Consider the following 14,232-nt stretch of genomic DNA (forward strand, 5'->3'; position numbering starts at 1 on the left):
CGCTCATCCCTCGCACAGTGGTATCGACCGGCCTCACTCTCGTTCGGTCGGTCGACAGCGCGCGCCACCGCACGCCGGTTGGCTGGTCCGGAGCGATACGTTGGTTGCACCCCGATACTGCCCACGTCGTCAGCCGCGAGTCCATCTCGAGCGGGTTTCAAAACTGCTCGAGCCCGGTCTGTTCGGCGGCCGCGAGCACGTCTTCGCAGGTCGACCACGACTCGCGCGCGAACGGCGGGAGTTCGCGGTGTTCGTCGACGTAGGACGCGAGGAACGCTCGAGTGGTCGAATCGCCGGGATAGCCGCTGCCGATCGGCCCGTACTCGTCGGAGAGGGTCGCGATGTGCGCGTCGCGTTCGACCTTGGCGATGATGCTGGCCGCGCCGACCAGCGGCGACTCGTCGTCGGCACCGTGACGCGCGTCGACGGCAACTCCCTCGAGCGAGCAGGCGTCGGCGACTCGTCGAGCGAAGCGCTCGGCGTCGGTGTCGCAGGCGTCGCAGAGGCCCGAAATCGTCCCGTTCGCGTCACCGGCGCGCTCGAGGTCGCTGACCGTCCCCTCGATCGCTTCGGCGTGGGACGCGACCGCGAGCGAGTTCATGTCCGTCTCGGGATCGTCGATTCGCGCCGGCGTGATCTCGGCGACGCCGATCGCGAGTCGATCGTCGCTACGCAGGGTCGCCGCCAGTTCTTCGCGCCGCTCGGGGGAGAGTCGCTTCGAATCCCTGATGCCGTCGGGGAGAACGCTGGGCTCCTCGCAGTGGACGGCCGCGGCGAACATCGACCCCAGCGCGGGCCCCTTGCCGGCCTCGTCGACGCCGAATGGCATACGCTGGCGATCGGTGGCGGAGCGGAAAATCGTTGCGACTCGACGGAATCGATTCAGTTGGCCGTCTCTGCCGCCTCTTCCTCGCGGTCTGTGCGGGATTCGTCCAGGAAGAATTCCTCGAGTTCGAACGGCTCCTCTTCCCCTTCCACGCTGGTCACGTCCAGCGCCGTCACCTCGGCGTCGATCTCGAGCAGGCCAGCCAGGCTCGGCTCGGTCCGGCCGTCGTCGCTGCTGATGAGTTCCTTCACGTAGAGCCCGCCCTCGCCGTGGATTCGGACCTCGGCCTCGGCCGACGACCGCAGATCGCCGTCGATTCCGTAGACCGTCCGCTCGCGGGTCAGCCCCGCCCGCCGGTGGTCGACTCGCTCCGGCGTGTACTGGTCGACGGTCGTCCCCTCGAGTTCGGCGAGCGCCGTTTCGAAGGCGTCCTCGTCGACCGGCTCCGCGAACTCGACGTCGGCTCGGTACCGCTTGCTCGCGTCGTGTTCCTTGACGCGCTCGACCATCTCGTGAGTCGCCAGCCGGAGGCCGTCGACCTCGACGGAGCCGTCGGCGGCCGCGTTGATCTCGGCCTCGAGCGTCTCGGGATCGGGATCGCGCACGCGCGGTCGTTTTACTTCGAGAACGAACGGCCGCCCGCCCTCGAGCATGCGGGCGTCGACGTCTTCCCGGCCCGCGCCGTGGAAGGTGCCCTCGTCGCCGTCCATCGCGTCGACGACGTGGGGTCGGACGACCTGTTCGACGCTGGTGTCGTACAGGTAGCCGGAGCCGCCGCAGTAGTCACAGGGCTCCTCGCCGTCGTCGCCGAGCTGGATCCCGCTGCCGCCACACTCCCGGCACGGCCACTCCGTCTGGGGAATGTCGCGCTCGAGCTTTCGGTAGCGGCCGTAGACGAACGCGGGATTGATCTGGACGTCGACCGCGTGGCTCGTGACGGCCCCCGACTCGAGGGTCTCGCGCGGGTCGAACCCCTCGAGGTCGACGATGGCGAGCACGTCGGGCCGGTCGAAGTCCACCTCGGTCTCGGTCTTCGCGCCGACGCGCCGACCGACCTCCCGGTTGATCTCGCGCTTCATCGATTCGCCGACGTCGGGCTCGAGGTCGGCGTCCTCCCGGAACAGCCGTTCGTTCTCCTCGACCAGCGGCGGGATGCGGCTGCCGACCTGGTAGGTAGCGAAGTCGATGCCCTCGAGGGCGTCGACGATCGTGTCCGCGATAGCGTCGAACGTCCCGCAGTAGCCTTCGCAGACCCAGCAGTCCGCGGGGTCGGTCGGATCGAAGTCCTCGTCGTCGGCCAGCGCGACCGTCGTGCGCAGCGCCCGCCCGCGCTCGGCGTTGGTCAGCCCGAAACTCCGCTCGGCGAAGGGCCGTCCGAGACAGGAGTCGCAGACGGTGCCCGTCGCCAGTAACGCGCGGGCGTCTTCCGTGATCATGTCTCGAGAGTGGGGGTGCCGCGGGTAACACGTTTTCCCTTCGCGGGGACGCTGCGCTCGATCGCCTGCTGTCGGGGTCGCCGTCCCGGTCGAACGACCCGACACGGCCGGCATATGCCGGCCGATGGCCCGGAGGTTCAAATGGGTCGGGTCCAATTCCCGGTCATGGACGATTCTCGACTGGATCGCCGTTCCTTTCTCGCGACCGCGAGCGCCGGACTCGCCGGTGTCGCCGCTGGCTGCGTGGAACCTCGAGCCGACGACTCGATCGAGGGGAACTCCTCGCACGAGATCGATCGAGGGGCCCTCGCGGATGGCTCGGCGTTTACGGACCTCTATGAGGCAATCATCGACTCGGTCACGCAGATTCGAGTCTTCGGGCTCCGAGATCCGACCACCGGTGCCGAGGGACGCGGGCAGGGATCGGGGTTCGTCTACGACGACCGACACATCGTAACCAACGACCACGTCATCGGTAACGGAACGGCGGCCGACCTCCAGTACAGCAACGGCGACTGGGCGGGGACCACGCTCGTCGGTCGCGACTACCACAGCGATCTAGCCGTTCTCGAGGCCGATCACGTCCCGAAGACGGCATCCCCACTTCCCCTGACCGAGAAACGGCCCGTCGTCGGACAGGAGGTGGCCGCGGTCGGCAACCCGTACGGCCTCAACGGCTCGATGTCGTCGGGGATCGTCAGCGGCGTCAACCGGACGCTCGACCTCCCCGATCGACAGTTCTCCTACCCGAACGTCATCCAGACCGACGCGGCCGTCAATCCCGGCAACAGCGGCGGGCCGCTCGTCGATCTCGAGGGGGATGTCGTGGGAGTCATCAACTCCGGCGGCGGCGACAACATCGGGTTCGCGATTTCGGCGGCGCTCACCGAACGCGTCGTTCCGGAACTCATCGATTCGGGGTCGTACGACCACTCCTATCTGGGGATCGGCCTCCACCCCGTCGACCGACTCGTCGCCGAGGCGAACGATCTCGAGGCGGCGTCCGGGGTCATCGTGACCGGTATCGTCGACGGCTCGGCCGCCGACGGCGTCCTCGAGCCGGCTACGGGGTCGGTCGAGCGGCGCGGAGAACCCATCCCCGTCGGCGGCGACGTCATCCGCACGTTCGACGGGGAACCGATCCCCGACCGCCACGCGCTGTCGACGTATCTCGCGCTCGAGACCAGTCCCGGGGACGCGCTCGATATCGGTCTCCGGCGGAACGGGCGCGTGATCACCAGAACGCTGACGCTCGACGCCCGGCCGTCGGTATATAGTAGCCACTGAAACGAATTACACACTGACCGCAACGCCGTCATTCGATCAGGTGTACATTGACTTTCAGTGGCTACTATAGGTGGTCAGTTGCCGACCCGAGCCGTCTAACCCGGTCGGAACGACGCGTTAGACCGTTCGAAACGAGTTATTATGCCGCCGCTTCGCCTGGGTTTCCGTTTTCGCTTCGTCATAGCGATATCGTACACGTCACCGCTCGTTGAGTTCTTTGTCGACGGATTGAACCGTCTGAATCGGAGTGGAACCGATCGCTATCGACCGAATTGACCCGATTAGCCACTTGATAACAATAGTATCGTCTCCGGTAGCAACGTCCGGCGCGAGTACCCGTCGCCAGATTTCCCATGACCGATGCCGACTTCCACACGCCAGACACCGAGGGACCGACCGCCGAGCTCGATCACGTCACCATCGAAAACGACGGGGCCCCGGACGAGTGCGCGATCTTTCCGTCCGAGGCCAGCGAGGAGGAACTGATGACCGCCTGGATCACGGCACACGACGACTCGTTCGTCGACCTCGAGTCGATGCGCTAGTTCCGACGATGCATCTACGGCACTCCGTCACCGCCGCCGGCTTCTGGCTCGGCACCCTGTTGCCGATCGTCTACGTGCCCGTCATTCTCGCCGGGATCGACTCGATGAGTCGCCTGTCGCTGTTCGTCGCGCTGCTGGCGGTCCACGCGCTCGCGCTCGTCGTCGGCCACGACTACTCGGGATCGCGATCTCGGTGATCGCCGCCCCCGGTTTCCCCGTTGGTGCACCCTCGACTACTTCCGTTGAATCCCCCTTTGAGAGCCGTCTCTCGGCGGATACCGGTCGCGTTCGTGACCGGTCAGCGCTGCACCGAAAAGTGGTATCTGTCGGATCGCGGTAGATGCTATCATGCAGGCCAGATGTCCGCTCTGTCGACGGCCCGTTCCCGGCGACGCACAGCGCTGGTGTCGGTGTGGCCTGGTAATGGACTCGCGCTGTTACGACGCACACCGCGAGTGGTGTGCAGTCAGCAGCGTCGATGCTTGGATCGGCGCGCTCGAGTACTAGTCGAGCGGCGTCGGCCAGACCTGAACGCGCGGCGTCCCGCAGCTATCGCAGACGATCGCTCTGTTGTCCTTGTACGTCCCCCGCTCGAGCTGGCCGTCCGGACAGTGGTGACAGGACCGTCCCTCGAGCATCGCGAGCAACTGCTGTTGCCCGGTCGACTGCGCCGACTCTGATTTCGCCATGTATCCACTGCATACCGGTAACGAGGGAAACGGTTGGCCATGCCTATGCAGCCCCGCCATCGCGGTACGCAGCCTCACTGTCGTCGCGTCGAGCCGAAGCATCTATGCCCGCGTCCGGCGAACGCTCTGGGGATGTGGCCCTGGGGACACCTCGCCGTCGCGTACCTACTGTACACCGTCGTCACGCACCGCCGGTTCGGCCGCCCGCCGCGTGCCGTGCCGGCGATCGCGCTCGCGATCGGCTCACAGACGCCGGATCTGATCGATAAGCCCCTCGCGTGGAACTTCGGCATCCTGCCCGGCGGTCGCACCCTCGCGCACTCGCTGTTCGTCGTGGCCCTCCTCGTGCCGGCCGTCCTCCTCGTCGCGGATCGACTCGAGGGCCGCGCGATCGGCGTCGCCTTCCTGATCGGCTACTGTTCGCACCTCTTGGCGGACGTCCCGCCGCGGGTCCTCTCGGGGGAGTTCGCACACGCCACCTACCTCCTCTGGCCGGTGCTCGAGCAGCCCCCCGAGGAACCCGTCGCCGGCATCCTCGACGCGTTCCTCAACTACTACGAACTGGGGACCTACCAGTGGGTCCAGTTCGGTCTCTTCGCCGTCGCCGTCGTCGCCTGGTACCGCGACGGGATGCCGGGACTCGAGTGGGTGTTCGACTCGCTCGAGCGCCGACTCGGGATCGGGTCCTGAGCCTCGGGAGGTGGCGGTACTCTCCCGCCGCCGAATCGTGGCGGCTATCCCGTCGGCCGGCCACGATTCGATATGCGCCAGTTCGTGCTCATCGGTCACGACGTTCCCACGGAGCCCGACTTCTCGCTCGACGACCTCGCGGGCGGGGCCGGTCGGCTCGACGCGCTCTGTCGGTCGATCACCGCCGCGTTCGTCACCTCCCACGGTATCCGCGAGGACGTGCGGGTCCACCTGATCGCCCAGGACGAGTTCACGATCACTTTCGACGGCGGGACGCTCCAGCGGCTCAACCCCGACGAGCGGAGCACCGCCGCGTTGGTTCGCAAGGCCCTCGAGCACCGCGAAGACGCCATCGGCGCGCTGCCCGCCGAACCCAGTCCGGGGATCGAGGTCTACCGCCGCGGGTTCGAGGGGACGCTCGAGGAGATCGCCGACGACGGTCCGATCGTCCAGTTGCACGAGAACGGCGAGGCGGTGAGCGACGTGGGTGCCGAGACGCTGGGGGACGCGATTTTCGTGCTCTCGGATCATCGGGACTTCACTGACGAGGAGGCGGGATTGCTCGAGGCGTTCGCCGATCAGCGGCTTCGGCTCGGGCCCGAGTTGTTACACGCGGATCAGGCGATTACGATCACGCACCACTACCTGGATACGGACGGCTACGAGCGGTTTTGAGGCTGGTTTTGGAGGGGGTTGGCTCGAGGGATCGGCTCCCCTGCCGGCGGTTCGACGCCGGCATTCGGAAGCGTTAAACGATCGGATCCGTTCACTCAGAATGTGCGGGCCGGTGGGGTAGCTTGGTATCCTTCGGCCTTCGGGTGGCCGTAACCGCAGTTCGAATCTGCGCCGGCCCACTGGGTACATATACCTTTTCCCGCACTCCCTGACACTTAGTGGCCGCTCTACGGGGTGGTTTGCGTGACGGTCGCACCCTGGCCGTCGGTCGACAACTCGACGTGCAAGCACTGCGGAGCCCACGTCACCGACCACTTCTCTCGAGTTTTCGGTGACAACCGCAACCGAGCCCACCGCTGTGGCGACTGCGATTCGTACGCTCGACTGAGCCGCGGCTCCGCTGCTGGCGTCGACGTGTCGATTCCGGACCCGGAAACGTCGCCCGGCCGCCACGGAGGTGAGACCGATGTGTAGCGGGTTCGTTCCGGCGAATCGGCTGTACGATGTCGGGAGTCGGACGCCCATAGCCCATCCGGCCCACCAAGCGACTGACGCGGACGTTCGGCGGGCGCTCAAGGACCGAGAGGTTCGCACCGACGGCGGGCACTCCTCGAGCGGTACCGAACTGCCTACTGAAAATATAGACGAGATTTGGCCGGATCAGATCGACAACGACCACTCGTGGTCGCACTTCGGACAGATGAAGTCTGCTACTGCCTCTCCGTCTGAGACATACTTTTCGAGCTGCTCACCCAGCCCTTCATCACAATTCGGACATCGAGACAACATTCGACAATCTGGTTCTACCGATTTACAACAAATCAATCTGATCCCCCGTTGTGTTGGTGGATTAATCGACGATCACCACTCACTACTGCCGGGAGGTGACCGATGAGCCGAACCGGTCTCGGACAGTTCGGCGTCATGCCGCCGACGATCGTCCGCGAACCCACGCGAGACAGCGAGGACATTCAGATCTGCCCGGAGTGCGGCCATCCCGTCGTCAAGTCGAAGGGACCCCAGCGGATCGAGAAACCGGACCTCGTACTTGTTGCTCTCGCTGCCGCATTCGACGAACTCGTTACGTTCGGGTGGCGGTGCGAGCGCCATCCTTACGAGATCGTGATGCCGATGCGAGTCGGCGGTGAGGACGCGAGTGCGTTCGTCGACGGCTGGACCGGCGTCGAGATCCGTTTCTCAGACGAGCATATTCGCCACGTTGCGACCCCCGAGCGGGAGGTGACCGAGCATGTCGAGTAAGCAAGCGACGCTCGTGGACTTTGGGCCGGATCTCTCCCAGCTCACCGAGGCCGAACGCGAGGCCTACGTCGCTTGTCGAGAGAACGGCGTCGGTGTTCGCGAGTTCGCCCGGCGGACCGATCGCCGACCAGGGACGATCGGGAACCTGCTCGCTCGAGCCGAGGACAGGCTCGAGGAGGGATCGCTGTGAGTCGACTCGTCGGGAACAGCGAGTGCGAGCGCTGCAGCGAGGCCATCGATGGGCTTCGTCGTCTCTGCACCGACTGTACGCGCGACGTTCGCGACGCGCGAGAGGGACCGCTGTGAGCGTTGACGCTGCCGAGGATCCGGTACAGTTTGACGATGTCACCGGGTCTGAGTCCGATACCTTCCCGAAGCCCCGCGCTCACGGCGCCGCGGTGATGAACCATCTCGACGACGTCCAAAATTCCCGCGCCGGTCGAAGTGCCGAACGCGGGACGCTGTACGACCGGTCGCTGTCCTACTGGCGGGAGAACGTCGGCGATCGCGACCTCGAGCCACACGTCGCCGTCGACGACTTTGAAGCCGACTGGCTGCCGCCGGGAGACTACGCGCTCGTACTCACGTCGTCACGGTGGAAGGCCGGAACTGGCCATGGAGACGACTATCGTTCGTACTACGAGCAACACCTGAAGCTCCGTGAATGGGGGCCAGAGACCGACGACGGCGAGCGGGACCTTCGGAAACCCGCGCTGGCGTTGCACGTCGAGATCATGCCGCAGTTCCGGGACATGGTTTACAAGAGCGGTGACCCGCTCGAGTGTCCCTACGGAGAGGGGACGCGGTTGCTCGCCTGGACGACGTGGGCCGAGGACCCCTTTGAGATTGAACGCCGGATGTACGATGCACTCCGGGCCGTCTACGGTGCCGATGCGGTGGACCTCGATGACCGCGTCGACGACGCACGTCGGGTTCCGAAAGCCGAGGCGCACATTCGGTTCGCAATCGGGAAGAAGAACGCCGCTATCGAAACGCTCGAGCAGTCGAAGCAGCTCATCGATTGGGGCGGTGAGAGCGAGATCGACGCCCACCAGCGACGACAGCAAGAAGGCTGGCTCGAGGCGCTCGTCGAGAGCGATCGCTGGCACCTACTCGGGTTCGATCCCCAGCGGTACAGTACGGAGGTGAAGATCTATCAGGCGAATCAGTGGCATAAGAAGCCGAAAACCGACCCGTTCCATCACCCGAAGCTCGAGGCCTCCTACGCGGGCGTCGACCGCGGTGAGCTGCCGCACGTCTCCGAATGGGACGATGTCCTGGAGCACCTCCGGACGGTCGTCGCGACGCACGCACGATGGGCCGGGATCGATCGATCGGACCTCGTCGCCGACGACTTCTTTGATGGGCCGGAATCCGCGCCGTGGGACTTCGAGCGGCCGACAGGCCGCCGTAACATGCTTCGGGAGCGGTACGAGGACCTCGCGACGGACATCTACCGGGAAGCGCTGAAGGAGTCGACCACGGCCGTCTACGACATCCTGCGAGTGATCGCCGAGCACGACGGCGCGAACTACGACACGCTCGTCGAGCGGACAGGGCTCGCGAGATCGACGGTTCGGTACCACGTTCGTCGGCTCGCTGAAACCGGGGTCGTCTCCCGCGAGGGGAACCCGGTGATGGTGTTTTTCGTCTCTCAGGTCGTCCTCGAGCGAGCCCGCGAGATCCTTCGCGAAGTCCGTCCGGAGGATATGCCCGAGGATATCGACGGGCGGGCCGACGAGCGGCGTGAGCGGCGCGAGGAACAGCAGGCGAGTGACGACGACCAATCGGACGCGGATGTCGCCGAAAGCGACGAGAGCACGAACGACGCGACCGAGATCGGCTTCGAGTACCTCGAGCGGTTGAGCGCGTCAATTCACGATGTGGCGTACCTCTACGAACGCGACCAGCTCGACGATCGCGACGTTCGGGTTCGCGTCGACGAACTACCGCCACCGCTTCAATAGGTTGTCGTCGGTCCGGTTCGATTCGGCGGATAGCTGCAGCACGCGCGGTTGTTCCTTTGTTTCACTACGTCTCACCAGTGGTTCTTACATTCGCGCTCGACACATTCGCTTTCTGAGGAAAATATTACTTTCACCAAGGTGTTAACGGGAACAGTCGGCGTACTTCGGGCCAGTTTCGCCGACTCGAGCACGAAGTTGAACCGCTGAAACAGCAGCGGACGCGCGAAAACTTGGCCGTTTCAGCGGTTGGCTCAGGTATCGGGGTTGCCGGGTACCCCTACGGTAGGTGCCCCTAAGGGGGCAGGGCAATTGCGCGGCGCGCAGAGCGCGCGCCGCGCTGAGAGAAAGACGAACTGGCCGGTGCCAGACGGTACAACGGTGCTACTCCAGAATTAGGTGAAGATGGGACCTCGATAACGACTATTGTCGAGTCCGCTTAGGAAGGGTGAGATTAGACTGTGACTGAGCGGTAAGTACAGGTAGTGTGCTTACCACTTGATACAGTGTAGAGTAGAAGAAAGAAGGTTCTCGGACAGTAGTGGTACGTACCCAATCACGAGGAAGGGACTGTTCGCTCGAACTCCTGAATCGCGTCGTCACTCCCCGCGATGATCACTTCGTCGTCAGTTTCAATGGAAGTACGTTCGTCGGTATGGACAGTGCCGCCGCGGGAAACGCCGATAACGGTCCATCCGCGCTCAGTATTGCGACGGGCATCCTCTAGTGACTCGCCAGCAAACGGCGCTGCGTCCGCCCGAATTAGGCGAATCTGGTTCGTTGGAGACATGACTTGTTCACCGTGGACCTCCGCCGCGACCAGCCGAGCGGACACCTGCTGGATAGAGAGAACGTAGTCAGCGCCCGCTCGGAACGCTGCTCTCGTCTTGTCGCTATCGGTCACACGTGCGAGAATCTCGACGTCGCTCGAGAGCGAGCGGGCGATGGCGATGGTCATCAGTGCGGCCGAATCGTTGCCGACGGTGACGACCAGGGCCGACGCGTCCTCGATGCCGGCTTCGCGGAGGGTTTCCGGTTCGGTGACGTCGCCGACGACGTCGGGGCTCCGCTCCTCCGATTGGTCGACGGTCGTCACCGAGACGTCCGCCGGGAGCGCGTCGACGGCCGCGGTTCCGCCCTCGCCGAAGCCGGCGACGACGAGCTGCGAGGGAGTCTCGATGCGCCGCGACCGGACGCCCGCGATCTCGTCCGTGATTTCGTCGATCTCGCTCCTCGGTCCGGCGACGACCAGCACGGTGTTGGGCGTCAGTTCGTCGTCGGGCGACGGCGGCAAGTGCAACTCGCCGTCGAACCACCCGGCGACCAGCGTCAGGTTCGGGTGGTTCACGACCGGCGAATCGCGCACTTTGACGCCGTGGAGCGGGCTATTTCGGCGGACGAGGATCTCGCGGACGTCGACCTCGTCGCCGTCGGTTCGGTCGGGCACCGTGACCGGCGTCGCCGCCTTCTCCGCCAGCCGCTGGCCGATCAGCGCGTGCGGGGCGACACTGCGGTCGACACCGACCTCCGCGAGTGCCGCCTTCCGACGCGTCGACTCCGTGAAACTGATCACTCGTAGGTCCTCGTTGGCTTCCAGCGCCGTCAGGACGATACTCGCGGTTTCGTCGCCGGCGTCGGTGATGAGCAGCGACGCTCGCTCGATCGTCGCGCGGTCGAGGTCAGCTCGTTCCTCGGGATCGCCATGGATAGCCTGATAGCCGTCGTCCGAGAGCCGCTTCGCATCCTCCTCGTCGGACTCGATGAGGACGTAGTCGATATCGAGTTCCTCGAGTTCGTCGAGGAGCAACTCGGTATCGTGCTGGTACTCCGCGATGACGACGTGGTCGTTCTTGGTCGTGAGGCGGTCGGAGAGGTCCAGCGGCGTTCGCTCGAAGAGCGGGATGACCAGGACCCGCAGCGTGACGAACCCGATGATGACCCCCGTCACCTGGATCGACACCATCAGGACGTTCATCACCGGCGTCGCCCAGGGCGCGTCCGCCCCGAACCCGGTCGTCGTCATCGTCTCGACGACCGTCTGGAACGACCGGAAGATCGACTGGGGGCGATTCTCGAGCGTTTGCATTCCCCAGTTGTAGACGACCGTGTAGAAGAGGACGACCAGACCGAGACCAACCACAAATAGCACCAACAGTCGTTGACGTTGCGTCAGATCACGCGGGTGCAGTCCGTCTATATCTCGAAGCTCGCGCATTTGCTGTCCACCAGTCACTGTGGATACCGTCTCTGATTGATTAAGTGACCGGTTTTGCTGGGGCGGCCTGTTGTCACCGCGTATCGACGTCCGCTTGAGCCCGAGCGGTACGTACCTGTAAACCGTTCTCTGACAGCTTGAAGAGAATCACTAGACAGAGACGACCGCGATAGGTCAAAGGGACACGCCATTTATTATCACGCCCTCGCTTTGATGACGTATGACCGTCTACGAGAGCGATCTCCCCGGCGTCGGAAAGAAATTCGAGATTGAACTCGATGACGGGGAGCGCCTCGTCATCGTGACTCACAACACGGGGAAACGAGAGGTGTACCTGAAAGCGGACGCGGACGCGGACAGCGAGAAGGTGTTTGAGGCATCGGATCGTCTGGCCCGAAAGATCGGCACGATTCTGGAAGGGGCGTACTTCCAGCCGGTGCAGGCCGAACAGGTGGAGACGATGCTCGCCGACGATACCTACCTCGAGTGGTACGGCGTCTCCGAGACCGCCGAGGTAGCCGGTCAGACCCTCGTTGAGGCGAATATCCGCAATGAAACGGGTGTCTCTATCGTCGCCATTCAGCGCGGCGAGGAGTTGATCTCGCCGCCGACACCGGAGACCGTCCTCGAGGTGGGTGACACGCTGGTCGTCATCGGCGACCGCGAGGACTGCGCCCAATTCGAGGAACTGCTTGGAGCCGGACTCGACGAGTGATCGCGACGAACCTTCCCGCACGAGGTGAGCACTAGTGGCGACCGAAACGGCGCTCGTCGATGTCGGCATTCTCTTCGCCGCAGTTGCTCTCGCCGGCGTCCTCTCGAGTCGAATCGATCAGTCGGTCATTCCCTTTTATATCATCGTCGGCGTCTTGCTGGGATCAAACGTACTGGGCGAACTCCCCGCACTCGCCGGCAGCGAGATCGGGATCGGTGGGGTCGCCGTTACCGTTCCCGAGGTGACGGTCGGGGGCGTCAATCTCATAGGCGCGGTCGGTGGACTCGCACTAGGCGAAACCGACTTCATCGTCGTCGGCGCAGAGATCGGGATCGTCCTCCTCCTGTTCTTCCTCGGTCTCGAGTTCAATTTGAACCGGTTGATCGCGAGTAAAGGCCGGATTGGCAAAGCGGGGTCTATCGATCTCGTCATCAACTTCGGGATCGGGCTGGTCTTCGGCTATCTCGTTTTCGGCGGCTTCCTCGCAGCTTTCCTTACAGCGGGAATCGTCTACATCTCTTCGAGTGCGATTATCACGAAGTCACTGATCGATCTGGGCTGGATCGCCAACGACGAATCCGAACCGATGCTCGGCACGCTCGTCTACGAGGACCTGTTCATCGCCGTCTACCTGGCTATCGCGTCCGCACTGGTCTTGGGCAGCGGTGACATTGGGGAAGCCGCGGGACAGATCGGGATCGCAGTCGGGTTCATCCTCGCGTTGCTCGGACTCGTCACCTTCGGGACCGGCTTCTTCGAGCGATTTCTCGACGCCGACACCAACGAGTTCATCGTCGTCCGTGCACTCGGCGTCACGATCCTCGTCGCCGGGATCGCGCTCGCACTGGGTGTCAGCGAGGCCGTCGCCGCCTTCTTCGTCGGGATGGCCTTCTCTTCGACCGATCACGTCCACGACCTAGAGCAGTTGCTCGAGCCGCTGCGAGACGCGTTCGCAGCAATCTTCTTCTTCTGGATCGGACTCGTCACCGATCCAGGACTGTTCACGCTCTCGATTCTCGGGATGATCGTCGCCGCCGTGATCGTGACGACGCCGACGAAGATCGTGAGCGGCTACCTCGGTGGACGGATATACGGCCTCAACGACCGCCGATCGCTACGGGTCGGATTCGGAATGACCACCCGCGGCGAGTTCTCGCTGATCATCGCGAGCCTCGCCCTCTCCGGAGCCGGCAGCGGCATGGCAGCGGAGACGGTTCAGACGATCTACGCCTTTACCGTCGGCTACGTCCTCGTGATGAGTATTCTCGGCACGTCGCTCATGCAGTACTCGAACCAGATTGAACCCATCGCCATCTCGCTATTCGAACGGGTCCGCAGCTGAACTACACGGCCGACCGATCAATAAAAGTCGAACGACGATCCCGAGTTAGCAGTAAGTACAGAGAACCATGTAGCAGATGACGGCCTTAGGTATCTACCAACGAATACCCCTCCCTGGAAAGCGCCGTTTTGACGTCTTCTTTATATTCTGAAGGTAGATCCCCACGTACGCTTACCTCACTACCATCCTCACTGATATCGAACTCAACAGATTCTATCTCGATGTCTTCCTTCTCATCAACACCGATGATTTCCACTATTAACCCATCACCAAATGGGTGGACTTCAATAGATTCAACGTCTTCCATTAGTTCTGTACTCCCTGTATTTGGAACTTCGTTGCTACCCTGTATAGTTTTGCTGTTGAGATTGTAGATGCCTACATGGATAATTATGGGATGGTATCTGGGCAGAAATGTTCAAGGTGTGAAAGATTGATGCAGTATGAAGATAGTTTGTCGTCTCTTGGAAACGTATTCAGGTGCACAAATGACGACTGCCTTCGAATCTTGGTCTCATATCGAACTGAATAACAACTTTTGTGACTTAAATAGATCTTTGCTGCCGTTTCGCATCTGGATTGTTCGCA

The 14,232-nt window shown here is 63.4% G+C and carries 17 protein-coding genes and 1 tRNA gene; 13 read left to right on the forward strand and 5 right to left on the reverse strand.

Features of this window, described 5'->3' with window-relative positions:
- Positions 1-157 precede the first annotated feature (157 nt).
- Together rnhB and LDH74_RS20645 are read right to left on the reverse strand one after the other, a co-directional pair.
- Positions 158-829, reverse strand: coding sequence for a ribonuclease HII (gene rnhB, locus LDH74_RS20640; protein ID WP_226040527.1), 672 nt, complete (start codon positions 827-829; stop codon positions 158-160).
- 53 nt (positions 830-882) lie between these two features.
- On the reverse strand, positions 883-2,262 hold the full coding sequence (locus LDH74_RS20645) for a tRNA pseudouridine(54/55) synthase Pus10 (RefSeq protein WP_226040528.1): 1,380 nt from the start codon (positions 2,260-2,262) through the stop codon (positions 883-885).
- A 165-nt stretch (positions 2,263-2,427) separates the two neighbouring features.
- On the opposite strand from LDH74_RS20645, the gene LDH74_RS20650 reads away from it, so the two are divergent.
- The 4 genes from LDH74_RS20650 (at position 2,428) to LDH74_RS20665 (ending at position 4,601) form a co-directional block, all read left to right on the forward strand.
- On the forward strand, positions 2,428-3,549 hold the full coding sequence (locus LDH74_RS20650; RefSeq protein WP_226040529.1) for a trypsin-like peptidase domain-containing protein: 1,122 nt from the start codon (positions 2,428-2,430) through the stop codon (positions 3,547-3,549).
- A gap of 353 nt (positions 3,550-3,902) precedes the next feature.
- Positions 3,903-4,094 carry a hypothetical protein gene (locus LDH74_RS20655; RefSeq protein WP_226040530.1) on the forward strand — a complete coding sequence of 64 codons (192 nt, stop codon included), beginning with the start codon at positions 3,903-3,905 and terminating at the stop codon, positions 4,092-4,094.
- Between the two features lie 8 nt (positions 4,095-4,102).
- Complete coding sequence (locus tag LDH74_RS20660; RefSeq protein ID WP_098724445.1) at positions 4,103-4,291, forward strand: hypothetical protein; 189 nt, start codon at positions 4,103-4,105, stop codon at positions 4,289-4,291.
- A 151-nt stretch (positions 4,292-4,442) separates the two neighbouring features.
- The gene (locus LDH74_RS20665) at positions 4,443-4,601 is read left to right on the forward strand and encodes a hypothetical protein (RefSeq protein ID WP_226040531.1); all 159 of its coding nucleotides are present in this window, start codon (positions 4,443-4,445) and stop codon (positions 4,599-4,601) included.
- Here LDH74_RS20665 and LDH74_RS20670 read toward each other — a convergent pair.
- Entirely contained in the window at positions 4,598-4,783 is a 186-nt protein-coding gene (locus tag LDH74_RS20670; RefSeq protein WP_226040532.1) for an HVO_A0556 family zinc finger protein, read from the reverse strand. The two genes, LDH74_RS20665 and LDH74_RS20670, sit on opposite strands and share 4 nt — an antisense overlap.
- A 132-nt stretch (positions 4,784-4,915) precedes the next feature.
- Here LDH74_RS20670 and LDH74_RS20675 point away from each other — a divergent pair, with 132 nt between their 5' ends.
- The 7 genes from LDH74_RS20675 to LDH74_RS20705 all read left to right on the forward strand — a co-directional run bounded on the left by LDH74_RS20675 (position 4,916) and on the right by LDH74_RS20705 (position 9,375).
- Positions 4,916-5,473, forward strand: coding sequence for a metal-dependent hydrolase (locus LDH74_RS20675; RefSeq protein WP_226040533.1), 558 nt, complete (start codon positions 4,916-4,918; stop codon positions 5,471-5,473).
- Positions 5,474-5,545: 72 nt separating this feature from the next.
- Positions 5,546-6,148, forward strand: a complete 603-nt coding sequence (trmY, locus tag LDH74_RS20680; RefSeq protein WP_226040534.1) for a tRNA (pseudouridine(54)-N(1))-methyltransferase TrmY — start codon at positions 5,546-5,548, stop codon at positions 6,146-6,148.
- Between the two features lie 106 nt (positions 6,149-6,254).
- A tRNA-Pro gene (locus LDH74_RS20685) sits at positions 6,255-6,327 on the forward strand.
- Between the two features lie 55 nt (positions 6,328-6,382).
- Positions 6,383-6,622: a hypothetical protein gene (locus tag LDH74_RS20690; protein WP_226040535.1), complete on the forward strand. Its 240-nt coding sequence runs from the start codon at positions 6,383-6,385 to the stop codon at positions 6,620-6,622.
- A 417-nt stretch (positions 6,623-7,039) separates the two neighbouring features.
- Positions 7,040-7,408 carry a hypothetical protein gene (locus LDH74_RS20695; protein WP_226040536.1) on the forward strand — a complete coding sequence of 123 codons (369 nt, stop codon included), beginning with the start codon at positions 7,040-7,042 and terminating at the stop codon, positions 7,406-7,408.
- Positions 7,398-7,598 (forward strand): sigma-70 region 4 domain-containing protein, encoded by a 201-nt coding sequence (locus LDH74_RS20700; protein WP_226040537.1) that lies wholly within the window; start codon positions 7,398-7,400, stop codon positions 7,596-7,598. Before LDH74_RS20695 ends, LDH74_RS20700 begins: the two co-directional genes overlap by 11 nt.
- Before the next feature lie 112 nt (positions 7,599-7,710).
- A complete protein-coding gene (locus tag LDH74_RS20705; RefSeq protein WP_226040538.1) occupies positions 7,711-9,375 on the forward strand; it encodes a winged helix-turn-helix domain-containing protein in 1,665 nt (554 codons plus the stop codon).
- Between the two features lie 553 nt (positions 9,376-9,928).
- Here the strand turns inward: LDH74_RS20705 and LDH74_RS20710 are convergent.
- Positions 9,929-11,587, reverse strand: coding sequence for an NAD-binding protein (locus LDH74_RS20710; RefSeq protein WP_226040539.1), 1,659 nt, complete (start codon positions 11,585-11,587; stop codon positions 9,929-9,931).
- 220 nt (positions 11,588-11,807) lie between these two features.
- On the opposite strand from LDH74_RS20710, the gene LDH74_RS20715 reads away from it, so the two are divergent.
- Together LDH74_RS20715 and LDH74_RS20720 are read left to right on the forward strand one after the other, a co-directional pair.
- Entirely contained in the window at positions 11,808-12,302 is a 495-nt protein-coding gene (locus LDH74_RS20715; RefSeq protein ID WP_226040540.1) for a TrkA C-terminal domain-containing protein, read from the forward strand.
- A 34-nt stretch (positions 12,303-12,336) separates the two neighbouring features.
- Positions 12,337-13,644, forward strand: coding sequence for a cation:proton antiporter (locus LDH74_RS20720; RefSeq protein ID WP_226040541.1), 1,308 nt, complete (start codon positions 12,337-12,339; stop codon positions 13,642-13,644).
- Positions 13,645-13,729: 85 nt separating this feature from the next.
- Here LDH74_RS20720 and LDH74_RS20725 read toward each other — a convergent pair whose 3' ends face one another.
- The gene (locus tag LDH74_RS20725; RefSeq protein WP_226040542.1) at positions 13,730-13,951 is read right to left on the reverse strand and encodes a hypothetical protein; all 222 of its coding nucleotides are present in this window, start codon (positions 13,949-13,951) and stop codon (positions 13,730-13,732) included.
- Positions 13,952-14,232 lie beyond the last annotated feature (281 nt).

The sequence above is a fragment of the Natrinema sp. DC36 genome, from assembly GCF_020405225.1.
GTDB lineage: Archaea > Halobacteriota > Halobacteria > Halobacteriales > Natrialbaceae > Natrinema.